The 22,180-nt window shown below is 68.9% G+C and carries 19 protein-coding genes; 9 read left to right on the top strand and 10 right to left on the bottom strand.

Translation table 11 applies throughout. The features are described from left to right. Window position 1: 1 nt before the first annotated feature. From Q3A80_RS03065 to Q3A80_RS03080, 4 genes are all read right to left on the bottom strand, one after another. Window positions 2-1,096 (bottom strand): alpha/beta fold hydrolase, encoded by a 1,095-nt coding sequence (locus Q3A80_RS03065; RefSeq protein WP_446327602.1) that lies wholly within the window; start codon window positions 1,094-1,096, stop codon window positions 2-4. 227 nt (window positions 1,097-1,323) lie between these two features. After that, window positions 1,324-3,450, bottom strand: coding sequence for a TonB-dependent copper receptor (locus Q3A80_RS03070; protein ID WP_446327603.1), 2,127 nt, complete (start codon window positions 3,448-3,450; stop codon window positions 1,324-1,326). Between the two features lie 83 nt (window positions 3,451-3,533). Continuing rightward, window positions 3,534-3,893 (bottom strand): DUF2946 family protein, encoded by a 360-nt coding sequence (locus tag Q3A80_RS03075; RefSeq protein ID WP_446327604.1) that lies wholly within the window; start codon window positions 3,891-3,893, stop codon window positions 3,534-3,536. Between the two features lie 157 nt (window positions 3,894-4,050). Next, entirely contained in the window at window positions 4,051-4,587 is a 537-nt protein-coding gene (locus tag Q3A80_RS03080) for a cytochrome b (protein ID WP_446327605.1), read from the bottom strand. Window positions 4,588-4,817: 230 nt separating this feature from the next. On the opposite strand from Q3A80_RS03080, the gene Q3A80_RS03085 reads away from it, so the two are divergent. Next, window positions 4,818-5,456 (top strand): Pr6Pr family membrane protein, encoded by a 639-nt coding sequence (locus Q3A80_RS03085; protein ID WP_446327606.1) that lies wholly within the window; start codon window positions 4,818-4,820, stop codon window positions 5,454-5,456. Between the two features lie 48 nt (window positions 5,457-5,504). On the opposite strand, the gene Q3A80_RS03090 is transcribed toward Q3A80_RS03085, so the two are convergent. Beyond that, complete coding sequence (locus Q3A80_RS03090; protein ID WP_446327607.1) at window positions 5,505-6,239, bottom strand: peptidoglycan DD-metalloendopeptidase family protein; 735 nt, start codon at window positions 6,237-6,239, stop codon at window positions 5,505-5,507. 425 nt (window positions 6,240-6,664) lie between these two features. Here Q3A80_RS03090 and Q3A80_RS03095 point away from each other — a divergent pair, with 425 nt between their 5' ends. After that, entirely contained in the window at window positions 6,665-6,985 is a 321-nt protein-coding gene (locus Q3A80_RS03095; protein WP_446327608.1) for a hypothetical protein, read from the top strand. A gap of 115 nt (window positions 6,986-7,100) precedes the next feature. On the opposite strand, the gene Q3A80_RS03100 is transcribed toward Q3A80_RS03095, so the two are convergent. From Q3A80_RS03100 to Q3A80_RS03115, 4 genes are all read right to left on the bottom strand, one after another. Further along, window positions 7,101-7,445 carry a DUF4148 domain-containing protein gene (locus Q3A80_RS03100; protein ID WP_446327609.1) on the bottom strand — a complete coding sequence of 115 codons (345 nt, stop codon included), beginning with the start codon at window positions 7,443-7,445 and terminating at the stop codon, window positions 7,101-7,103. A gap of 199 nt (window positions 7,446-7,644) precedes the next feature. Beyond that, entirely contained in the window at window positions 7,645-9,057 is a 1,413-nt protein-coding gene (gene gndA / locus Q3A80_RS03105) for an NADP-dependent phosphogluconate dehydrogenase (protein WP_446327610.1), read from the bottom strand. A gap of 97 nt (window positions 9,058-9,154) precedes the next feature. Further along, on the bottom strand, window positions 9,155-9,799 hold the full coding sequence (locus tag Q3A80_RS03110) for a DUF938 domain-containing protein (protein ID WP_446327611.1): 645 nt from the start codon (window positions 9,797-9,799) through the stop codon (window positions 9,155-9,157). After that, a complete protein-coding gene (locus tag Q3A80_RS03115; protein ID WP_446327612.1) occupies window positions 9,796-10,692 on the bottom strand; it encodes an NAD-dependent protein deacetylase in 897 nt (298 codons plus the stop codon). Before Q3A80_RS03115 ends, Q3A80_RS03110 begins: the two co-directional genes overlap by 4 nt. Window positions 10,693-11,441: 749 nt before the next feature. Between Q3A80_RS03115 and Q3A80_RS03120 the strand changes: the two genes are divergently transcribed. The 3 genes from Q3A80_RS03120 (at window position 11,442) to Q3A80_RS03130 (ending at window position 15,524) form a co-directional block, all read left to right on the top strand. Further along, the gene (locus Q3A80_RS03120; protein WP_446327613.1) at window positions 11,442-11,729 is read left to right on the top strand and encodes a hypothetical protein; all 288 of its coding nucleotides are present in this window, start codon (window positions 11,442-11,444) and stop codon (window positions 11,727-11,729) included. After that, window positions 11,726-12,685, top strand: coding sequence for an LLM class oxidoreductase (locus tag Q3A80_RS03125; RefSeq protein ID WP_446327614.1), 960 nt, complete (start codon window positions 11,726-11,728; stop codon window positions 12,683-12,685). Before Q3A80_RS03120 ends, Q3A80_RS03125 begins: the two co-directional genes overlap by 4 nt. Before the next feature lie 358 nt (window positions 12,686-13,043). Beyond that, complete coding sequence (locus tag Q3A80_RS03130; RefSeq protein ID WP_446327615.1) at window positions 13,044-15,524, top strand: mechanosensitive ion channel family protein; 2,481 nt, start codon at window positions 13,044-13,046, stop codon at window positions 15,522-15,524. Window positions 15,525-15,602: 78 nt separating this feature from the next. Here the strand turns inward: Q3A80_RS03130 and Q3A80_RS03135 are convergent, their stop codons facing one another. Continuing rightward, window positions 15,603-16,397 (bottom strand): CerR family C-terminal domain-containing protein, encoded by a 795-nt coding sequence (locus tag Q3A80_RS03135; protein ID WP_446327616.1) that lies wholly within the window; start codon window positions 16,395-16,397, stop codon window positions 15,603-15,605. Window positions 16,398-16,489: 92 nt separating this feature from the next. Here Q3A80_RS03135 and Q3A80_RS03140 point away from each other — a divergent pair, with 92 nt between their 5' ends. The 4 genes from Q3A80_RS03140 to Q3A80_RS03155 all read left to right on the top strand — a co-directional run bounded on the left by Q3A80_RS03140 (window position 16,490) and on the right by Q3A80_RS03155 (window position 22,173). Then, window positions 16,490-17,608 carry an HlyD family secretion protein gene (locus Q3A80_RS03140; protein ID WP_446327617.1) on the top strand — a complete coding sequence of 373 codons (1,119 nt, stop codon included), beginning with the start codon at window positions 16,490-16,492 and terminating at the stop codon, window positions 17,606-17,608. Further along, complete coding sequence (locus tag Q3A80_RS03145; protein ID WP_446327618.1) at window positions 17,601-19,196, top strand: DHA2 family efflux MFS transporter permease subunit; 1,596 nt, start codon at window positions 17,601-17,603, stop codon at window positions 19,194-19,196. The genes Q3A80_RS03140 and Q3A80_RS03145 overlap by 8 nt, the downstream gene beginning before the upstream one ends. A gap of 13 nt (window positions 19,197-19,209) precedes the next feature. Beyond that, window positions 19,210-20,697: an efflux transporter outer membrane subunit gene (locus Q3A80_RS03150; protein WP_446327619.1), complete on the top strand. Its 1,488-nt coding sequence runs from the start codon at window positions 19,210-19,212 to the stop codon at window positions 20,695-20,697. Window positions 20,698-21,012: 315 nt separating this feature from the next. After that, the gene (locus Q3A80_RS03155) at window positions 21,013-22,173 is read left to right on the top strand and encodes an efflux RND transporter periplasmic adaptor subunit (RefSeq protein ID WP_446327620.1); all 1,161 of its coding nucleotides are present in this window, start codon (window positions 21,013-21,015) and stop codon (window positions 22,171-22,173) included. Window positions 22,174-22,180: the final 7 nt, after the last annotated feature.

Here is a 22,180-nt window from a genome sequence, read left to right on the forward strand (position 1 = left end):
ATCACACGCCCGCGAGCTTCAGCCGGTTCGCATGCGTGCGGATCACCGCGACCGGATCTTCCGCATACGCGCCGCGCACGCCGAGCAACTGGTTGATCTCGTCGAGATGGTTCCACTTGTAGCTCGTGCTCAGCACCTTCCCGTACAGCGCGCTGCACCTGGACACGAGCCCGTCGTTCTGCCCCGAGCCGCGATTGATCATCACCGTGCCGGTGCCGAGCAGCGCAAGCGTCGACAGGTCGAGCGCGTTCGCCGGGTCGATCACCGGAAGCGTGCTGGTATCCGTCGCGCCCGTGACGCCGAATGCGGAAATCGTCGGCTGGATCGCCGTGCCGGCCCACGAATACAGCAGGTGCGTATTGCCGCCGACGGTCTCCGTCGGCGCGCCCGTCTGGCAACTGCCCGGCGCGCCGAGGCCCGCGCTCGGATAGTTCTGGTTGTACGTCGCGGCCTGCGCGGTCGTCAGCGTCTTCAGCGCCGCGAGCGCGTCCTGGTCCGTGTTGTTGTTGCTGCTCGTCAGGATCCCGAACACATTGACGAACGCGGCGATCACCGACGACGACAGTCCGGTCGGATCGTACGCGAGCACGCTCTGCACGAAGTCGGCGAACTCCGAGCCGCGGTGCGGCGTGCCGATCGTCGTCACCGAGGCGACGAGATCGGGCGCGACGGCCGCGACATAGCGCGACGTGAGGCCGCCCTGGCTGTGACCGACCAGGTTCACCTTCGTCGCGCCGGTCGCGGCGAGCACCGTCTTCACGTAAGCGAGCAGCTGCTCGCCGCGCCCGTTCGGACCGTCGTCGCTCTGGAAGCCCGACAGGTTCGCGACATAGACGTTCGCACCGTGCTGCTGCAGGTCCTCCTGGATGCCGTACCAGTACTCGAGCACGCCGGCGTACTTGTCGGTGCCGGTGAGTCCGTGCACGAGAATGATCGGATAACGTGTTGCCGCGTAGTCGTCCGCCGGCGCGGTTGCCGCCCTCGCCGCGTGCGTCGTCGCGAGCGTCATCGCCGCGGTCGTCCCCGCGAACGGCGCGACGCTCATCGCGCATGCCACTGCCCCTGCCACCACCCTGGAACGCATCGATCTGGCCATGCATGTTCTCCTGATTATTGTGCTGCCGGTGCGAATGAGGACCGACGCGCGCGGCGATTCGCGACCAGGCGAACGCACCGTGCGCGTCGAATGCGGGAGTGAATCACGAGTCGCGAACGTTTGCGCCCTGACTAGACATGGTTCTCTAATCGGTTGACGCGCGCCGCCCGTTCGGGCGGTGGCGCACCGATGCGCGCGCATGCTGCATCGCACACGCGCGCCGCGCGTTACAGTTTCGCGCTCACGCGCAGCCATGCGGTACGCCCCGGCTCCATCACCGGGGCATTCGCCGGATAGCCGAAGCCCGCGTTGCCGGCGAGGTTCAGGTGCTCCGTATAGGCCTTGTTCAATACGTTGTCGACGCCGACCGAGATCTGCACCTTCTTGCCGACGTTGTACTGCGCATGCAGCGACAGCACGCCGAAGCCGGCGCTGGGGCCGAAGTCCTTGCCGACCACGTTGCCCTCGTTCGGTGCATAGCGATGCTGCGGCGCAACGATCCGCCACAGGCCGCCCGCCGACCATGCGCCGTGCGTGTATTCGAGCCCGACGCGCGCCTCGAGCGGCGGCATCTGCGGCAACGGATCGCCGCCCGCCGCATTGCGCCCCCATGCATACGCGAGCGACGTCTCGACCCGCAGCGGTGCGATCGGCCGCCACGACACGCCGGCTTCGCCGCCCATGATCTGCGCATTGACGTTGGTCGCCTGCGTGGTCGGGCCCATCATCCCGGCCGCGTAATTGAACAGGATGTAGTCCTGCACATACCCGGCGTAAGCCGACACCCATGCATCGACGCGGTCGCTCTTGTACTGCGCGCCGATGTCGAGCTGCGTGGTCTTTTCCGGCTGCACTGCCGAGAACGCGTTGATCGAACCGGCGGGCCCGCGTTTCGCGGAAAACAGCTCCCAGTAGTCCGGATAGCGTTCCGCGTGGCCGACGCCCGCGTACCACGTGACCGGCAGCGACGCGAGATCGCGCTCGTAGCGCATGAAGCCGCTCGGCAGCACGCGCGCGCGATCGTCGTCGAAGGTCGGATTCGGCTTGCTCGCCATCATCCCGCTCGTCGTTGGACGCTTGTCGCGCGCGCTCGCGTAGTCGACCCGCGCGCCGCCGATCACGCGCGACGCATCGCTCGCGTACCACGTCAGTTCGCCGAATGCACCGGCGTTCCACATCGTCGCCCGCGCATTCCACGGCTGGTCGCCGTAGTTCTGCCGCCCCATCGCGGAACGCGCGTCGAGCCGGTTCGACTGCGCGTCGACGCCGGTCACGAGCTTGAAGTCGTCGCCGAAGCGCAACGTCGCCGCCGCCCGCGCACCGACCGTACGGCGCCGCACCTCGGACGCCATGCGCATCGGCATGCTGCTGGTCGGGTCCGGTTGCCGCAGCGAGTAGTTGTCCATCACGTGGTCGGCTTCGTTGTAGTACACGCGCGCATCGATCCGGTCGAGCACGTCGCCGAGATGCCGCTTGTCGAACGACAGGCCGAACGTCTCGCGGCGGAAATGCGCACCGTCCATTCCGCGCCCCGCGTAGCGCGCATAGCCATCGCCGGTACCCGCCGTCAGTTCGACGCGCGTGTGGTCGTCGGGTGTCCAGCCGAGCGCCGCATCCGCATTCCACTTGTCCCATTGCGACGGCACGGTATTGCCGTTGCCGTCCTCGTAGTCCTGCGCATGCGCGTGGTTCGCGCTCACGCGGCCATAGACGTCCGGCGTGCCGGCCGTCACGTCGACGTTCTGGTCGTTGCGGCCGAACGAGCCGCCGACCACGCTGCCGTCGAAGCGCATGCCGGGACGCTCGAAGCGCGGCGTCACGCGCTCGAACAGCACGGTGCCGGCCGACGCGCCGGGGCCGTACAGCACGGTCTGCGGACCCTTCACGACCGTGACCTTGTCATAGCTTTCCGGCGCGATATACGAGGTCGGCGCATCCATCCGGTTCGGGCACGCGCCGAGCGTCGGCAGCCCGTTCGCGAGAATGTTCAGCCGCGAACCGAACATCCCGCGCAACACGGGGTCGCCGTTCGTGCCGCCGCTGCGGATCGACGTGAAGCCGGGAATCGTCTTCAGATAGTCCGCGCCGTCGCTCGCCGGCAGCGGCTGGCGCGGCGTCTTCGGATCGGTGACGACGACGAGCGGCGTCGTCAGCGGCGACGCGACGACCTCGACGGGCGGCAGCAGCGCGGCCGCATCGTCCGTCGGCACGGCCGCCGCACGCGCGGTTTCGGCAGCAGCAGCGGTCATCGCGCCGACGGCGAGCGCGGGAACAGTGAGTGTCAGCATGCGCGGCACGCGCAGCGCACGGGAATGGCGCGACGCCGTCGGCGCGCGCAACGAAAAAACGGTCATGATCGAAAGCCCGAGTGACGCCCTCCACGCGGCCTCGACGGACCGCACGGATATCGGCGATGAAAGGAACGGAAGACAGCGCGTCAGGCGCGCTCGGGCGGTGCGCGCGGGTAAGCGCGCGGATAGCGTTCGGCGCGCGCCGCGACGGCAGGCGGCGCGGCGGCGGAAACGGTCTTGGCGGGGACGCAAGCGAACGATGCGGCGGCGGCGGCGCCGACGGCGGGCGCGTGCGCGAAGAAGCCGCAATAGCCGCACGCATCGAGATGAAGCGCATGATCGTGCGCGGCGGCGGCGCGATGCGCACCATGCTCGGCACTGCAGACGGTCGCGTCGGGCACGGCCGCCTGCGCGATGCGCCACTGCGACACCAGCGGCGCCGCGATCGCGAGCCAGATCGCGAACACGCCGAGCCAGGCGGTCAGGTGACGATGTCGATGCAGCATGCGCGGCGATGCGTAAGCGGAATGTAAAAACAGCCGAGATGTTACAGAATGTTCGTCGCGCTGGCCAGCCGCGCACGGCGGTAAACGAACCGGGGGCGCATGGTTGTCGACACAACCATGCGCCCCCGGGCCGATGCGCGGCTTCAGCGCGCGGCGATCACGGCGCCATGCGCCGCAGCACGTCGTCGCGCCGGATGAAATGGTGGTAAAGCGCGGCGAGCGCATGCAGGCCGATCACGAAATAGAACGCGTTGCCGATCAGTTCGTGCGCTTCCTTGATCGTCGGCCGCAGCGCCTTGTCGGGGCCGAACAGCGTAAACGACACGCCGATCCAGTCGAGCGATACGGGCTTGCCGCCCATGTTGACCATCATGATCCCGAGCAGCGGCTGCGCGATGATGAATACGTACAGCGCGAAATGCGCGAGCTTCGACAGCCACTTGAGCACCGTTGCCTGCGGAATCGGTTCCGGCACGCGGCTGACTACCCGCCACAGCACGCGCAGCACCGACAGCACGAGCACGGATGTCCCGGCGAGGAAATGGACGTTCATCCAGAACGCGCGACTGTCGCTGCCTTTCGGCCCGCGAATCTCGATGGCCAGGTAGGCCAGCGCCACCAGCAGGAACACGATCCAGTGGAAGAAAATGGCCGGCGAACTGTAGCGCGTCTGTTTCGCGAGGATGTTTTTCATGCTTTGTCTCGTCTTTCTCGTGTGGTATGCGGGGCAGGCACATGCCGCGGCTGGCCGGTGCCCGGCGATTGCCCCGATTGTAGCGTCACGTGCGGCCGGCATTGCACGACCCGATCAAATATCCGAAGAATCGGCACTGCCCGGCGCCGCCGCGCCATAAGGAAAATCCGCATCGCGCCCGCGCGCCGCTGTGGCACGATGAAGCTTTGGTGCGACGTTGCGCGGGCATCATGAGCAAAGCGTTCTTCGTTGCGGCCTACCGGCTGATCGCCGCGTTGCTCGCGGTGTCGACCACGCTGCACAGCGTCGCCGACTACTGGGACATGCCGACCTTTCACCTCGGCAATTTCCTCAGCTACTTCACGCAACTCAGCAGCCTGTATGCGGCGGCGATGCTGGTCGCGGGGCTGTCGCGCGTCACGCGCCCCGGCTCGGCGCGCTACGAATCGATGCGCGGCGCGGCCGTGCTGTACATGCTGATCACCGCGATCGTCTACGAACTGCTGCTCGCGCGGCTCGATGCACTGCATCACATCACGCCGGCGTTCAACAACTGGGTGCTGCACCGGATCGTGCCGTTCGTCGTGCTGTGCGACTGGCTGTACGTGGAGCCGCGCTCGCCGGTCCCGCGGCGCAGCGCGTTCGCGTGGCTCGGCTTTCCGCTCGTCTATCTCGGCTATACGCTCGTGCGCGGCGCGGTGGAGAACTGGTATCCGTACCCGTTCGTCGATCCGCGGCCGCACGGCTACCTGCCGGTCGCCATCCAGTGTTCGCTGATCGCGCTCGGCGCGGCGGGGCTCGCACTCGGCATTCGCTGGCTCGGCAATCATGCGCGGCAGTCGGGCACCGCGGAGCTCAAGGAGGGGTGAAGGCGGGAACGTGTGCGCCGTGCGGCGCACACGTCGCGATGCGGCCCGTCAGCCGCCGTTGCGCGGCAGGAAGTTCAGCGGATCGACGGCCTTGCCGTTCTGCCTGACTTCGAACTCGAACGTCGCGCGGCCGCTCGCGTCGGTGCCCATTTCGGCGACCGGCTGGCCCGCACGCACCGCATCGCCTTCGTTGACGAGCAGCTTGCCGTTGTGCCCGTACGCGGTGATGAGCCCGTTTTCATGCTTCAGGATCACCAGCGGGCCGTACGCCTTGACGCCCGAGCCGGCGTAGACCACCCGCCCGTTTGCCGCGGCACGCACCGAATGGTCGGGGCCGGTCGCGGCGATCACGATGCCGCGCGTCTTGCCGGCCGAGAACGGCGTCACGACTGCGCCCGTCGCCGGCCATGCCAGCGAGCCCGGCTGCGCGGCCGCCGCGGGCGGCTGCGCGAGCGACGTCGCGGCCGGCGGCGGCGCCACGCGCAGCACCTGGCCGGGCGACACGGCGTCGTTCGGCGACATGTGGTTCCAGCTCGCGACGTCCTGCACGCGCTGCCCGTACGCGGCGGCGATGCCGGCGAGCGTGTCGCCCGGATTCACGCGGTAATAGCCGGCGATCACGCCCGGCGTCGCAACCGACGCCGGCGTCGACGGCCGCACCGGCTGCCAGTTGTCGGTCCACGGCGTCATCGTGCAGCCCGTCAGCGCCGCGGCCGCGGCGACGAACGCCGCCTGCGGCAACCAGCGCGTCAGCGCATCGTGGATCGGAATCGTTTTTCTCAAGGGTCCTCCCGGATTTGCGTCGTTGCGCCGCCCACCGCCCCCCGGCGTGCGACGCACGATGTCCGGCCGAACGGCCGGACCAACCAGTATCCGACCGCTGTCGCGGCCGTCAGTTTCCACTGCGGGACGTCAGCGCGAAGCGGCTCACCGGCCCCTTTTTCGCACCTTTCTCGCGTCGTCCCGATCGGGAAAGATACCATTTGTCGCGGTCGGGGCTGCGACAGCCGGCCGATCCGGCAACAATCTTGCGGTGCGACGCGCGGCCGTCGCGGCGCCGCGAGCCGCGCCACGCGGCGCGTCCGGCCGGCGGGACGGCCGCCTCCCGGCGCGTTGCGCCGCTCGCGCCGAGCCCCGCGGCCCGGCGGCCGGGGCCGCCTCCTATACTCGCAGATGCACCGGGCGATCCGGACAACGAGGAGATAACGATGAACAATGCGACGTTTCTGTCCGTGCAGCTGAACGCCGAGGATTTCGACGGAACCGGCGGCCTCGTCGAACTGCTCAACCGGCACCTGCTGTTCGCGACCGACGTCGCCGAAGCAGCGGACGCGCTCGTCCAGCTCGCGAGCGTCGCGCACCTGAGCGGCGCGACCCGGCACAGCGTCGAGCTGCCGGTGCTCGCGATCGAACGGCTGCGCGATGCGCTCGATACGCTCAGCGGCCACGACGTGGCATGGCTGCAGGCGCTCGCGCCGACCGATGCGCTGTTCCGGGAAATTGGCCGCGGCCCGCGCCCGCTGCACTGATGCGGCCCGGCGCCACCAATGAAAACAGCCCGTCGTTCCGCGATGCGGAACGACGGGCTGTGCGTACTGCTCGGGGCCGGATCAGGCCGCGGCTGCGGCCGACGGCCGAGGCCGATTAACGACCCTTGTAAACCGGTGCGCCATCCGACACGCGCTTGACCTGCCAGCCGGTCTTGCCGACGGCCGGCGCGCCCGACTCTTGCTGGCCGACCGGTTGTGCACCGTAGCCGCTCGTATCGGCAGCGGCGACGTTCTGTTGCGGGTTCAGACGGGCTTCAGCTGCCTGAATGCCTGCCGGATAGTCGGTCCGGTCGCTGCCCAGCTTGTAGCCGGCTTGTTGCAGGGCGGACAGTTCGGCCTTCACCTGCGCACGGGTGACGGGCGCGTTCTGTTGGGCGAACGACACGGCGGGGACGGCGAGGACAGCAGCTGCAGCGAACGTTGCGATCAGCGATTTCATGATTACCTCCGGGATTTTTTTGCTTCGCCGCACACACCATGTCTGCAGCGATTGATCAAAGTTTAGTCCGGAGATCACCTAGGGAAAACCATGAAAGAACGAAAACACTGTTTCCTCGGAGCCAACAATTCCAGCATCCGGGACTGAAAAACCCTACTCAAAGAATAGAATTTCGCAACAATGCCGCCTCGCCCGCCGGTTACGACCAGTTCGCGTGGAAGCTGCCCGGCTTGTCGGTGCGCTCGAACGTGTGCGCGCCGAAGAAATCTCGCTGCGCCTGCACAAGGTTCGCCGGCAGCCGCTCGGACCGGTAGCTGTCGAAGTACGCGACCGCCGATGCGAACGCCGGCACCGGCACGCCTGCCTTCACCGCGGCCACCACGACGTCGCGCAGCGACGCCTGGTAGTTCGCGGCGATGTCCTTGAAGTACGGGTCGAGCAGCAGGTTCGCGAGCGCCGGATCCTTTGCATACGCGTCCGTGATCTTCTGCAGGAAGCGCGCGCGGATGATGCAGCCGGCGCGGAAGATCTTCGCGATCGTGCCGAGGTCGAGGCTCCAGCCGTACTCTTCGGACGCCGTGCGCAGCTGCGCGAAGCCCTGCGCGTACGAGATCACCTTGCTCAGGTACAGCGCGCGGCGCACCGCTTCGATGAACGCCGCACGGTCGCCGGCGAACGGCGCGGCGGCCGGGCCCGACAGGATCTTGCTGGCCGCGACGCGCTCGGTCTTCAGCGACGACAGCACGCGTGCGAACACCGACTCGGTGATGAGCGGCAGCGGCACGCCGAGATCCAGCGCGTTCTGGCTCGTCCACTTGCCGGTGCCCTTCTGCGCGGCGCGATCGAGGATCACGTCGACCAGGTGCTTGCCGGTTTCGTCGTCCTTCTTGCCGAAGATCTTCGACGTGATCTCGATCAGGTAGCTGTCGAGCTCGCCCTGGTTCCACTCGGTGTACACCGCGCCGAGTTCGTCGTTGGTCAGGCCCGCGACGTCCTTCAGCACCGCATAGCTCTCGGCGATCAGCTGCATGTCGCCGTACTCGATCCCGTTGTGGACCATCTTCACGTAGTGGCCTGCGCCGTCCGGGCCCATGTACGCGACGCACGGCTCGCCGTCCGACGGTGCCTTCGCCGCGATCTGCTTGAGGATCGGCTCGACCAGGTCGTACGCGTCGCGCTGGCCGCCGGGCATGATCGACGGACCGCGCAGCGCGCCCTCCTCGCCGCCCGACACGCCGGTGCCGATGAAGTGCAGGCCCGATTGCGCGAGCTCCTGGTTGCGGCGGATCGTGTCGGTGAAGTGCGTGTTGCCGCCGTCGATCAGCACGTCGCCCTTCTCGAGCAGCGGCTTGAGCGATGCGATCGTCGCATCGGTCGCTTCGCCGGCCTTCACCATCATCAGGATCCGGCGCGGCGTTTCGAGCGACGCGACGAACTCCTCGAGCGTGTAGGTCGGCACCAGATTGCGGCCGGGGAATTCGGCGATCAGTTCGTCGGTTTTCTCGCGGCTGCGGTTGTACACCGACACCGCGTAACCGCGGCTCTCGATATTGAGTGCGAGATTGCGGCCCATCACCGCGAGCCCGATCACACCGATTGCTTGTTTGCCCATTAGTCAATTCTCCGGAAAAAACGGGGCGCGACCCGAACCGGGCCGCGCGCACAGGCGAAAGGATAGTGGAAACCCGGCCGCGATGCGCGCGAACGCGTCATTGTTCGGCGTGCGGCAGACGCCGGAACACGACGCTCAGGTTGTTGGCCGGCATGTCGACGACTTCGATGCAGTCGAGCCCGCGATCGAGGCCGAGCGCGACGACCGCCTCGAGATCGCGCACGCCCCACGACGCATCGCGGCTGCGCAGCTGCCGGTCGAACGCTTCATTGGACGGCGCCGTGTGGCGTCCTTCGCGGCGATACGGGCCATACAGGAACAATACGCCGCCGGGGCGCAACACGCGCGCTGCGCCGGCGAACAATGCTTCGGCGCTGGCCCACGGCGAGATGTGGATCATGTTGATGCAGACGACCGCGTCGCGCGTCGCGGCCGGCCACGACGACGCGTCGCGCACGTCGAGCGCGAGCGGCTCGACCAGATTCGGCAGGCCGGCATGGGCGACCCACGCGGCGATCGAGCGGCGCGCGTGCGCGTCGGGGTCGCTCGGCTGCCAGTGCAGCGCCGGCAGCGCCTGTGCGAAATGGACCGCGTGCTGGCCGGTGCCGCTCGCGATCTCGAGCACGCTGCCGGCGGCCGGCAGTACGCGGCGCAGTACGTCGAGGATCGGCCCGCGGTTGCGCTCCGCGGCCGGCGCCGACAGCCGCGCGGACGGATCGGGCGATGCGGCCGGCCCGCTCACGATGCGTGCTCCGCCGCGCTGCCGGCGATCCCGAGCCGCACATTCAGTGCATCGAGCGCGGGTGCGCAGCGCGCCTCGACCTTCAGCGTCAGCATCGGATCCGCACGCGTATGGCCGAGGTTCAGCGCGGCGACGGGCTTGTGCTGTGCATGCGCCCATACGCAGAACCGGTAGCCGGAATACACCATCAGCGACGAGCCGACGACCAGCAGCGCATCGGCCGCGTCGAGCGCCTGCGACGCGAGCGCGACGCGTTCGCGCGGCACGTTCTCGCCGAAGAACACCACCGCCGGCTTCAGCAGCCCGCCGCACGCGGGACAGGCCGGGACGCGGAACGTGTCGAGCGCCGCCCATTCGAGGTGCGCGTCGCCGTCGGCGGCCGGTTCCGCCTGCGCGCCGAGCAATTCGGGATTGTCCGTCTCGAGCACGGTCTGGATCGTCGCGCGCGCGTGATGCGCGCCGCAATCGAGGCACGTGACGCCGTGGATGCCGCCATGCAGTTCGATCACGTCGCCGCTGCCCGCGCGCTGATGCAGGCCGTCGACGTTCTGCGTGATGAGCCGCTCGATCCGGCCGCTGCCGCCGAGCTGCGCGAGCGCAACGTGCGACCGGTTGGGCTGCGCGCGGCCGACCACGGGCCAGCCGATCATGCTGCGCGCCCAGTAGCGCCGGCGCGCCGCGTCGGAGCCGAGGAACTCGTGAAGCTGGATCGGCGGCGAGCGCATCCATCGACCGTTGCGGTCGCGATAGCCGGGAATGCCGGAATCCGTGCTGATGCCCGCGCCGGTCAGCACGAGCAGCCGCGGATGGCGCTCGACGAACGTGTGCAGTGCATCGAGCGCGGCCGGATCGATGCTGGCGGATGAGGGGTCGTGCAGGGTGGTGTCGTTCATGTCGGCGGCGCATGTTCGGGCGCTGGCCGCCCGTGCGGGCGCACGGGCAGCCGACGCTGCCAGCACATGATACCGAACGCCGCGCGATCGGGCCCGGGTCCCCGCAGGAATCCGGCAGCTCAAAAAAAGACGCCCATCAGCCATGGGCGATGGGCGCTTCAACAATTGATCCATCGGGGTAGTGGATCAACTGACAGCACAATGTCGTCTGAGCCGCCGCAGTACGGCCGGCGGGCCCTTCCCCTGGACTACCGCTTCGAATGCGTGATATCGCGCGGATCGCCGCGCGAGCCTTTCCCTGTTGCCCGGCCCGGTCTTGCCGATTCGCCGCGCATAGCCGCGGGCGGCATGCAGATGCATGCGACGCGCGCGGCGCACCGGCGTTTCGCGCGCCTGAATGACGATCCGGAATTCATGCTCGCCCATCAGCGTGTACGGGCGGTTGCTTCGCGACGGCCCCTGCGCATCGGCCGGGCCTCGTGCGTCACGCATGCACGCCGTCGTTCGGAACACACCCGCGCGGTTCGGATGGAACGGAAAGCCGTGCGTTCACGTCGCCGTCATCAGCGGCGAAGCGAACTCACGGGCAGGTCGGCGATTCATGTTTGCAACACGACACGTTGCGATTCGGTCTGTTCTCATTCTCTTGTCCCCGTCTTCGATGCGTCCGACCCACTGAAGCGATTGCCCGGCCCTTACCGCACCGGTGATCGCGCTCACGGCGCATACAGATATGCAAGGAGCGCACCATGCTTCGCAGCGCAAGGCTGCACGGGCCCTCAAATGACCGCGATGCAGATCGCGCGGCGGCACATACGCGCGAATGTTTCGAAATTGAAACGACCGGAAACCGCCGGCGGGATCCGCCGCCGGTCACAACGCCGTGGTTGCAGGAATGGATCGGGCGTCGATCTCGCGCGCGCATCTGCGCGACGCCGACGATCCGCTTACAATCGGCCGATCCCGGCCGCGCATGCAGGAACGATCGAATCCGCTCGTCGATCCTGCGCGCCCCGTCTCCGAAGGAATGGACATGACCCTGCCCGCTTCCGGTCGCGCCGACGTCGCGCGCCGCGTGTTCTCGGCCGAGCGGCTGTCGATCGGCCTGACGCTGCCGCTGCTGCGCCGTGGCCCGACGGTCGCCGATTTCAACGAGCAGCTCGAACTCGCGGCACTCGCCGATTCGCTCGGTTTTCGCGCGCTGTGGATTCGCGACGTGCCGCTGAACAGCGCCGACTACCCCGACCCGGTCGGGCACCTCGATCCGTGGGTCCTGCTCGGCGCGCTCGCGTCGCGCACGCGCCGGATCGTGCTCGCCAGCGGCGCGATCGTGCTGCCGCTGCGCCATCCGCTGCATGTCGCGAAAGGCGCGCTGTCGGTCGCGACGCTGTCCGGCGGGCGCTTCATTCTCGGGCTCGGTTCCGGCGACCGGCCGCCCGAATACGCGGCGTTCGGCGTCGATGCGGACACGCGGCGCGACCGCTATCGCCGCCATTGGGACATCGTCGCGGCCGCGCTCGGCGTGCCGTCCCGCGTGCTGCCCGACGAGACGCCACCCGATGCGCCGGACTTCGCGCTGTTGCCGCGAGGCGACGATTCCGTGCCGATGCTCGCGGTCGGCTCGGGCGGACAAAGCGTCGACTGGATCGCGCGGAACTCGATCGGGTGGATGACGTATCACCGCGATCCGGACACGCAGCGCGCGCGTCATTCGATGTGGCGCGCGGCCGTCGAGCGGCTCGCGCAACCGGCGTTTCGCGCGTTCGGCGTGTCGATGCGGCTCGACCTCGATGCGAATCGCGCCGCGCCGGCCACCGCGCTGTCACTCGGCTACGCGACCGGCCGGAACGCACTGATCGACATCCTGCGCGACATGCGGGCGGCCGGCACGCACCACGTCACGCTGAACCCGGGCTCGGACCGGCCCGTGCGCGAGGTCGTCGAGGAACTCGCCGAACATGTGCTGCCGGTCTTTCACGACGAGGACGACTGATTCGTCAGGAATCCGCAATGCGTTGCGTCACGTGCGCTGCAGAAGCCCGGTATTGCAACGAGCCGGTTCATCGGTTCATCGGCGAGCAGGTTTCGTTCCCGCCCTGCCTGCCGCACGCGCAACCTCGTTGCGTGAAGCTCGGGCCGTAGCGACCTGCTCGAATCCCGGAATGTGAACGGCGCGGGCGCAGCGCCGCCTGCTGTCGAAGCGCGCGCCCCTCATCGGCACCCGCGTGCCGGCTACCCCCGATTCGACGATTCGTCGCCGGAACTATTCGGTTCCGATCGCGATCATGTTAACTTCCGTCCATCGACTCGACCGCCGGGCCACGCACCGATGCGCGCCCGCATGCCTACCCATGCGACATTTCCTGCTCGGCTGGCTGCTCGCCGCCGTCGTAGCGGCTGCCCATGCGGCCGCTCCCGCCCCTGCCGCCGCATCGGCTGCGTCCGCTGCCGTGCCCGCGCTGACGCCGCAGCAGGCGCAGCAGGCGCTCTCCGTGCTGCAAAACCCGCGCGAACGCCAACAGGTCGAAACGACGTTGCGCGCGATCGCGGCCGTCGGCGTGCTGAGCACGCCCGCGCTGCCGGCGAGCGGCGCAGAGCCGGCCAGCGCGGCATCGGGTACGGCTGCCGCCGCACTCACGACGAACGGGCTCGCTTCGATGCTGGTCCGCCAAGGGGCGCGCTGGGCCGGCCAGATCGGCGGCGCGTTGAACGAATCGCTGCGCTCGCTGCTCGACGTCGGTTCGGTCGGCGTCTGGTGGCAGGAGCGGCTCGCGAACGCCGACGAACGTGCGGCCCTCGGGCGCGCGCTCGCGATCATCCTCGCCGTGCTGGGGCCCGCGTTCGTCATCGAATGGTTCGCGAAGCGCTTGCTGCGGCGGGCACTTGCCGCGCTGAGCGCGCGTCGCGCCGAATCGGCGCCGCACGCCGACGCCGAACCAGCCGAACCCGAGCCGCCCGAGCCGGACGGCGCGCCCGCGCCCGCGCCCGATGCGGCCGGCACCGCAGCCGGACCGGCCGCGGCAGGCGCACGCCCCGCGTCGTCGCAAGGCCGCGGCCACGCGCGGCGCCACACCACACTGCTGCGCCGGATGCCGCGCGCGCTCGTCAGCTTCGCGCTGCGGGTGGTGCCGCTGCTGGTGTTCGTCGGCGTCGCGAGCCTGACGATGTCGGTCCTCGACGGTGCCGGCACGCCGACCGAAACCGCACTCGAATCGCTGATCGACATCTACGTGATCTGCCGCCTCGTGACGATCGTGAGCCGGCTGTTCTTCCAGCCCGATGCGCGGCAGTTGCGGCTGCTGCACATCAGCGACGCATGGGCCGCGTTCGCGCAGCGTTCGATCGCACGGATCGCGATCGTGGTCGGCGCCTGCACGGCCGCGGTCGAGATCGCCGCGAGCTTCGGCCTCAGCGACGCCAGTCACGTCGCGCTGCTGAAGGCCGTCGCGCTCGTCGGGCATCTGATGGTCTCCGCGCTGATCCTGCGGTGCCGGCAGCCGGTGGCCGTGCGCATCCGCGCGGCCGCCGAAACGCGCCCGGCGTTCGCGATGGTCAGCCATGCGCTCGCCGACGCATGGGCGCCGGTGTCGGTATTCGTCGTGATGGCGTTGTGGTTCGTGTGGGCGCTCGACGTCCACCACGGCTACCGCGTGCTGATCACGCTCGGCGGCCGCTCGATCGCCGTGATGATCGGCATGCGGATCGTGTCGATCGTCGTGTTCGGCGCGCTCGCGCGACTGTTCCAGCGCCGCGACGACGATCGCACGCTCGTCCATCTGCACGCGTATCGCTACTACCCGCTGATGCGCCAGATCGTGTCGGCGGTGATCGCGGTCGTGACCGTCGTGCTGCTGTTGCAGATCTGGGGCGTGCCGATCTTCCGCGCGTTCCAGAACGGCACGATCGGCCATCGGCTCGCGTCCGCGCTGATGACGATCGCGATCGCGGCCGTCGTCGCGCTGATCGTGTGGGAAACCGCGAACATCGCGATCGAGCGCCGCCTGCAGCTGTGGACGCGCGAAGGCAATCTGGTGCGCGCGGCGCGCCTGCGCACGCTGCTGCCGATGCTGCGTTCGCTGCTGTTCATCATGATCGCGCTCGTCGTCGTGCTGACGGGCCTGAGCGAAATCGGCGTGAACATCGGCCCGCTGCTCGCCGGCGCGAGCATCTTCGGCGTCGCGCTCGGCTTCGGTTCGCAGAAGCTCGTGCAGGATTTCATCACCGGGATCTTCCTGCTGATGGAGAACGCGATGCAGGTCGGCGACTGGGTCACGCTCGCCGGCGTATCCGGCACGGTCGAATACCTGTCGATCCGCACCGTGCGGCTGCGCGCAGGCGACGGGTCGCTGTATACGATTCCGTTCAGTTCGGTGACGACCGTCAACAACACGAATCGCGGACTCGGCAATGCGGCCGTCAAAGTCAGCATCGCGTACGGGCAGGACATCGAGCAGGCGATCACGACGCTGAAGGAGATCGGCGCGGCGCTGCGCGACGATCCGAATTACAAGGACGGCATCCTGTCGGACTTCAGTTATTGGGGCGTCGATCAGGTCGACGGCGCGACGATCACGCTGGCCGGGCAGATGCAATGCAAGGACTCCGCACGCTGGGGTGTGCAGCGCGAATTCAACCGGCGGATCGCGGTGATGTTCCGCGAGCGCGGGATCCGCATCGCGAATCCGCAGCGCAGCGTCGTTGCGTATGACCCGGGCGCGCGGCCGGTCGCAGCGGGGAACGACGGCAGCAACGAGAACGGTGGCAACGCAGGCGGGCCGCCGGCCGCCGAACCGCCGCCGCCGCCCGCTCGACCGGCGCGCAAGCCGGACTGATCGCGCGGATGCCGGCGGCACGGCCGCCGCGCATCGCGCCGTGCTGATCCCATACCGCCGAACGGCTGACCTCCGCGCTCAGCGCGCGGTCTTCTTCGCGCGCTGCGCGCGTTTCGCTGCGCTCGCCGGCGCGGCCGGCTTCGCACCGACGCGCGGGTCGGCACCCGCTGCGCCGCGCTGCGCATGCCAGTGTTCGAGCAGCACGCGCGTCTGATCGGCAATGGTCGCCATCAGCAGCGCGCCACCTTCGCCGTCGAAACTGTCCCAGTCGAGCAGTTGCAGCGTGGAGCGCGGCACGAGGTGGAATACCGTCAACTGACCGAACAGGCTCATCGCGCGCAGCCGCGTGACCGGATCGCCGGGCGGCCGCCCCGAGATCCGGCCGATCAGTTCCGCGCTCACGTCGTTGAGCGGCTTGCGCACGCGCTTCATCAGGATTTCCGTCGCGCTCGCGGGCTCCTGCCCGACCTGCTCGCGCGCGAAGAACATCCGCTGCCCGAGCGTCTTCGGCACCGTGAACATCCGGTCGGCCAGCATCCGGAGGATGCCGATGAACGCGTCGATCAGCGCGTCGACGTCCGCATCCGCGTCCAGCACCGCTCGTGCATGTTCGACCGCCGGCCCGAGCACGCTCCAGCCGAGTTCGGCCATCGCCTCCACGCATGCGCGATAGACGCCTTCCTTGTTCTCGAAGTAGTACTGCAGCGCCGGCGCGTTCACGCCGGCCTTCGCGGCGATGTCGCGCGTCGATGCGCCGGCGAACCCGAATTCGCCGAACAGTTCGATCGCCGCGTCGATGATCCGCTGGCGTGTCTCGTCGCCGCGCGCATAGCCGGCCGCCGACGTGCGACGCAGCTTCTTCGCTTCGTTCATGCGTTCCTCGTCATTCGATCGACCGACATTCTACTTGACACAATTTTAGCAACTGGAATAATTCTTCCGATCGGAATAAATTGGATGCCCGCATGTCCACGCAGCAAGAGCCGCCATCGAAAGCAGATCGTCAGGAACCCGCATCATCGCCGCGCAACGGCGGCGCGAAGCGGCGCATCCTGATCGCCGTCGTCGTGATCGCGGCGATCGGCGGCGCCGTATGGTTCGGCCGCTGGTGGACGGTCGGCCGCTTCATCGAAAGCACCAACGACGCGTATCTGCAGGCCGACAACATGACGGCCGCGCCGAAGGTCGCCGGTTACGTGACCGACGTCTACGTGCGCGACAACCAGGCCGTGAAAGCCGGCGACGCGCTCGTGCGTCTCGACGTCCGCCAGTACCAGGTCGCGCTCGCGCAGTCGACGGCGACCGTCGACGCACGCCGTGCCGACATCGCGCGCGCCGAAGCCGACATCAGCCAGCAGCGCGCGAACCTCGAGCAGGCCGAAGCGCAGGCCAAGGTGTCGCAGATCAACGCGCGGCACGCGAGCGACGAATACGCTCGCTATGCGCCGCTCGCGGCGACCGGTGCCGAAACGCACGAACGCGTGGCCGATCTGAAGAGCACGCGCGACCAGGCCGCCGCGACGCTCGCCGCGAACAACGCGTCGATTGCCGCCGCCCGCACGCAGATCGCGTCGTTTACCGCGCAGCTGCAGCAGGCGCGCGCGCAGCTCGAAGCCGCACAGGCCAGCGCCGCGCAGGCCAGGCTCGACCTCGACAACACGATCGTGCGCAGCACGCTCGACGGCCGCGTCGGCGACCGGACGGTACGCGTCGGCCAGTACGTGCAGCCCGGCACGCGCTTGTTGACCGTCGTGCCGGTGGATTCGATCTATCTCGTCGCGAACTTCAAGGAAACGCAGATCGGCCGGATGCGCGTCGGCCAGCCGGTCGAACTGCACGTCGACGCGCTGCCGGACGACACGCTCACCGGCACCGTCGACAGCTTCGCACCGGGCACCGGCGCGCAATTCGCGCTGCTGCCGCCCGAGAACGCGACCGGCAACTTCACGAAGATCGTGCAGCGCGTGCCGGTGCGCATCCGCCTCGCCGCGAACGCGCGCGCGCAACGGATGCTGGTGCCGGGGCTGTCCGTGACCGTCGACGTCGACACGCGCTCGGACGGCAACGGGAAGCAGCATGGCTGACGCAGCGAACCCCGCCGCCACCCCGCCCGCGCCGCCGCACGAAGGCCGCGCGAGCGTCACCGACTGGATCGCCGTCGCGGCCGGCGCGCTCGGCGCGCTGATGGCGACGCTCGACATTTCGATCACGAACTCCGCGCTGCCGCAGATCCAGGGCGAAATCGGCGCGACCGGCACCGAAGGCACGTGGATCTCGACCGGCTACCTGATGTCGGAAATCGTGATGATCCCGCTCGCCGCGTGGCTCACGCGGGTGTTCGGACTCCGTAGCTTCCTGCTGACGAACGCGGCACTGTTCATCGCGTTCTCGATGATGTGCGGCTGGTCGAATTCGCTCGCGATGATGATCGCGGGGCGCATCGGCCAGGGCTTCACGGGCGGCGCGTTGATCCCCACCGCGCAAACCATCATCCGTACGCGGCTGCCGTTGTCGCAGCTGCCGGTCGGGATGACGCTGTTCGGGCTGATCGTGCTGCTCGGCCCGCTGTTCGGCCCCGTGCTCGGCGGCTGGCTCGCGGAGAACGTCAGCTGGAGCTGGTGCTTCTTCCTGAACCTGCCGGTGTGTCTGCTGCTGATGGCGTTGCTGGTGTTCGGGCTGCCGTCCGACCGGCCGCAATGGAACACGTTCTTCAACGCGGACTGGCTCGGGATCGCCGGCCTCGCGATCGGGCTGAGCTCGCTGACCGTCGTGCTCGAGGAAGGCCAGCGCGAGCGCTGGTTCGAGTCGCAGATGATCGTCACGCTGAGCTACGTGTCGCTCGCCGGGATGATCCTGATCGCGCTGTCGCAGCGCTTCGCGAAGCGGCCGATCATGCGGCTGTCGCTGATGCGCAATCCGCGCTATGCGAGCGTGATCGTGATCGTGTCCGCGGTCGGCGCGGGATTGTACGGCGTGTCGTACCTGCTGCCGCAGTTCCTCGCGATCGTCGCGGGCTACAACGCGGAGCAGGCGGGCGCGATCATGCTGCTGTCGGGCCTGCCCGCGTTTCTGGTGATGCCGATCCTGCCGCGCCTGCTCGGCAAGGTCGACTTCCGCATTCTCGTCATCTCGGGGCTGCTGCTGTTCTGCCTGAGCTGCATGCTCGACATCAGCCTGACCGCGCAAAGCGTCGGGCACGACTTCGTATGGTCGCAGCTGATTCGCGGCGTCGCGCAGATGCTCGCGATGATGCCGCTGAATCAGGCGTCGATGGCGGCCGTCGCGCGCGAGGATTCCGGCGATGCGGCCGGCCTCTACAACATGGCGCGCAACCTCGGCGGTTCGATCGGCCTCGCGATCATCGGCACCGTGATCGACCGGCGCACGACCTTCCATGCGGCCGCGATTCGCGCATCGGTGAGCGCGAATTCGCCGATCGGTCAGGAGCGGCTGTCGGCCTATGCGGCGAACTGGTTCGCGCACACGGGCGACCTCGCGTATTCGAACCTGCGCGCGCTCGGCCAGCTCGCGCAGCAGATCCAGGTGCAGGCGATCGTGATGACCTACTCCGAAACCTTCTACGTGCTGGGCCTTGCGCTGCTCGCGTGCGTGCCGCTTGCGCTGCTGCTGAAGACGCCGCGCGGCCCCCAGCCGATGTCGTCCGGCCATTGAACCGTCTTACGCGATGAAGCCCTTCTCCCTGCCCCGCCATCCTGCGCTCACGCTGTGCGCGGCCGCGTGCCTGCTCGCCGGTTGCACCGTCGGCCCCGACTACCGCGGCGCGCCCGCTGCGCCCGACGCGCCGACCTTCGTGCGTGCGCCGGCCACCGGCGTCGATACCGCCGCGCCCGCACCGAGCGCATGGTGGCATGCGCTCAACGATCGCCAGCTCGACGACCTGATCGCCGCCGCGCTCGCGCACAACCCCGACCTGCATGCCGCGCAGGCGCGCCTGCGCGCCTCGCGCGCGCAACTGTCGCAACAGCGCGCCGCGCAGTTGCCGAAATCGACGGCCACCGTCGCCGCGATCCGCATGCGCGAACCGGACGTGAGCGCGCTTGGCTCGTTGCTGCCGTCCGGCAATGCGAACCAGGCGGGCGCTTCATCGCCGTCGCTCGGCGGCACGGGTCCGCTGCAGCTCTATTCGGCCGGCTTCGACGCGACGTGGGAAATCGACCTGTTCGGCGGCACGCGCCGTGCGGTGGAAGCCGCGTCCGCGCAAGCCGAAGCGGTCGACGCCGACCTCGCCGACACGCAGGTGTCGATCGCGGCCGAAGTCGCGACAGCGTACGTCGACCTGCGCGACCAGCAGCAGCGGCTCGCACTGTCGCAGCGCACGGCCGAGCTGCAGCAGCGGATGCTCGAACTCACGCAGCAGCGCCGTACGCGCGGCGTCGCGGCCGATGCGGACATCGAACGCCTGACCACGCAAGTCGAAAACACGCGCGCATCGTTGATCCCGCTCGATGCGCAGGTAACGGAGTCGCTCGACCGGCTCGCGATCCTGACCGGCCGCGCGCCCGGCGCGCTCGACGCGGCGCTGTCGGCACCGGCCACGCCGTTGCCGATGCTGCCCGGTAGCGTGCCGGTCGGCGATCCGGCCGCGCTGCTGAAGCAGCGCCCCGACATCCGAGCGGCCGAGCGCCGGCTTGCCTCGAGCAACGCGCAGATCGGCGAGCACGTCGCCGACTATTTCCCGAAGGTCACGCTGCTCGGCGATCTCGGTTTCAGCGCGACGGACCCCGGCCACCTGTTCCGCAAGCAGAACTTCACGTGGGTCGGCGCGCCGTACCTGCAGTGGAACATCCTCGACTTCGGCCGCACGCGCGGTGCGGTGCGCGCGGCCGAGGCGTCGCGCGACGAAGCGGAAGCGAACTACATGAAAGCGGTGCTCGGCGCGCTGCAGGATGCGAACACGGCATTGCAACGCTATGGGCACCAGCGCGAGCACGTCGTCACGCTTGCCAGGGTGCAGGCCTCGGCCACGCATTCGGCCACGTTGATGGACCAGCGCTATCGCGCAGGCGTCGCATCGCTGATCGATCTGCTCGATACGCAGCGCGAGGCGCTGGCCGCGCAGCAGAACGTGATCGCCGGGCAGGCCGAACTGATCAAGGACTACGTGTCGCTGCAGAAAAGCCTCGGGCTCGGCTGGCAGACGAACGCGGGGTGATGCGCGGCGGGGCATAGCCCGCGCCCGCAGCCGATCCGGCATCCCGACCAACCGGGCCGCTCCCTCTCGACGCCCGCGCGCGAACCCGCCGCGGCACGACACCTCACGACGATCGCGCCGCGGCGCCTCGCGCCGCCGAGTCGGTTCGTCAGACGAAATTCTCGTCGCGCGTTCTCCCCGCATTGCGCCGCCTCGACGATTCTTTCGCCGTCTCCATCGAATCTCCATCTTTCCGCATGAAAGACGCCAACCAGGCGCTTCACACTCCAGCCCGTCAAAGCAGGCAGCGGGCTGCCTGCGCTTTCTGGAGTCGCTATGAAGAATCAACAACGATGCCGTTACGGCGCCGCCTGCGCGCTGATGGCGGCCCTGCTGGCGGGCTGCGGGCCTGCGCAGCAGCAGGCCGCCGCGCCGGCCATTCCGGTCGCGGCGATGACGCTGTCCGCCGCGCGTCTCGACGTGACCGAGGATCTGCCCGGCCGCGTCGCGGCCGTGCGAATCGCTGAAATCCGGCCGCAGGTCAGCGGCATCGTGCAGCGCCGGCTGTTCGAGCAGGGCACCGAAGTCCGCGCCGGCCAGCCGTTGTTCCAGATCAATCCCGCGCCGTTCAAGGCCGACATGGACACGGCCGCCGCGTCGCTGCAGCGCGCACAGGCCGCGCTCGAGCGCGCAAAGGTGCAGACGGCGCGCTTCAAGCCGCTCGTCGAAGCCGACGCGATCAGCCGCCAGGTGTACGACGACGCGGTATCGCAGCGCGACCAGGCCGTCGCCGACGTCGCTCAGGCCCGCGCGACGCTCGCGCGCCGCCAGCTCGACCTGAAATTCGCGACCGTGGAAGCGCCGATCGCCGGCCGCATCGACCAGGCGCTCGTGACGGAAGGCGCGCTGGTATCGAGCACCGACGGCCAGCCGATGGCGCGCATCCAGCAGATCGACCAGGTCTACGTCGACGTGCGCCAGCCGGCCGCGTCGCTCGAGGCACTGCGAGGCGCGCTCGCGGCGCAGCCGCGGGCGACCGACGGCAACGGCCTGCCGGTCGACGTGCTGCGCGACGACGACACGCGCTACGACGCGCGCGGCCGCATGCTGTTCTCGGGCGTCAACGTCGATCCGGGCACCGGCGACGTGCTGCTGCGCGTGCTGGTCGACAACCCGAAGCGCCAGTTGCTGCCGGGCATGTATGTGCGCGCCCGCATTCCGCGCGCGCACTACGCGAACGCGGTAACCGTGCCGCAACAGGCCATCGTGCGCGCCGGCGGCAAGCCGCAGGTGTGGGCGCTCGACGCGCAGGGCACCGTGCATCTGAAGGCCGTCGAGATCGGCGAGCTGACGAACCGCAGCTACCGGATCAAGTCGGGCCTGCAGGCCGGCCAGACGATCGTCGTCGAGGGAATGGAGCGCCTCGCCGACGGCGCGGCCGTAACTGCGACCGACTGGAAGGCGCACGACGCGGCCACGACCGCGTCCGCGCACTGAATCACGG

The organism is Burkholderia sp. SR8, assembly GCF_052851275.1.

Coding starts and splice junctions, on each gene's coding strand:
- Q3A80_RS03065 (WP_446327602.1), bottom strand. CDS start 1,096: ATGGCCAGATCGATGCGTTCCAGGGTGGTGGCAGGGGCAGTGGCATGC.
- Q3A80_RS03070 (WP_446327603.1), bottom strand. CDS start 3,450: ATGACCGTTTTTTCGTTGCGCGCGCCGACGGCGTCGCGCCATTCCCGT.
- Q3A80_RS03075 (WP_446327604.1), bottom strand. CDS start 3,893: ATGCTGCATCGACATCGTCACCTGACCGCCTGGCTCGGCGTGTTCGCG.
- Q3A80_RS03080 (WP_446327605.1), bottom strand. CDS start 4,587: ATGAAAAACATCCTCGCGAAACAGACGCGCTACAGTTCGCCGGCCATT.
- Q3A80_RS03085 (WP_446327606.1), top strand. CDS start 4,818: ATGAGCAAAGCGTTCTTCGTTGCGGCCTACCGGCTGATCGCCGCGTTG.
- Q3A80_RS03095 (WP_446327608.1), top strand. CDS start 6,665: ATGAACAATGCGACGTTTCTGTCCGTGCAGCTGAACGCCGAGGATTTC.
- Q3A80_RS03100 (WP_446327609.1), bottom strand. CDS start 7,445: ATGAAATCGCTGATCGCAACGTTCGCTGCAGCTGCTGTCCTCGCCGTC.
- gndA (WP_446327610.1), bottom strand. CDS start 9,057: ATGGGCAAACAAGCAATCGGTGTGATCGGGCTCGCGGTGATGGGCCGC.
- Q3A80_RS03115 (WP_446327612.1), bottom strand. CDS start 10,692: ATGAACGACACCACCCTGCACGACCCCTCATCCGCCAGCATCGATCCG.
- Q3A80_RS03120 (WP_446327613.1), top strand. CDS start 11,442: ATGCTTCGCAGCGCAAGGCTGCACGGGCCCTCAAATGACCGCGATGCA.
- Q3A80_RS03125 (WP_446327614.1), top strand. CDS start 11,726: ATGACCCTGCCCGCTTCCGGTCGCGCCGACGTCGCGCGCCGCGTGTTC.
- Q3A80_RS03130 (WP_446327615.1), top strand. CDS start 13,044: ATGCGACATTTCCTGCTCGGCTGGCTGCTCGCCGCCGTCGTAGCGGCT.
- Q3A80_RS03135 (WP_446327616.1), bottom strand. CDS start 16,397: ATGAACGAAGCGAAGAAGCTGCGTCGCACGTCGGCGGCCGGCTATGCG.
- Q3A80_RS03140 (WP_446327617.1), top strand. CDS start 16,490: ATGTCCACGCAGCAAGAGCCGCCATCGAAAGCAGATCGTCAGGAACCC.
- Q3A80_RS03145 (WP_446327618.1), top strand. CDS start 17,601: ATGGCTGACGCAGCGAACCCCGCCGCCACCCCGCCCGCGCCGCCGCAC.
- Q3A80_RS03150 (WP_446327619.1), top strand. CDS start 19,210: ATGAAGCCCTTCTCCCTGCCCCGCCATCCTGCGCTCACGCTGTGCGCG.
- Q3A80_RS03155 (WP_446327620.1), top strand. CDS start 21,013: ATGAAGAATCAACAACGATGCCGTTACGGCGCCGCCTGCGCGCTGATG.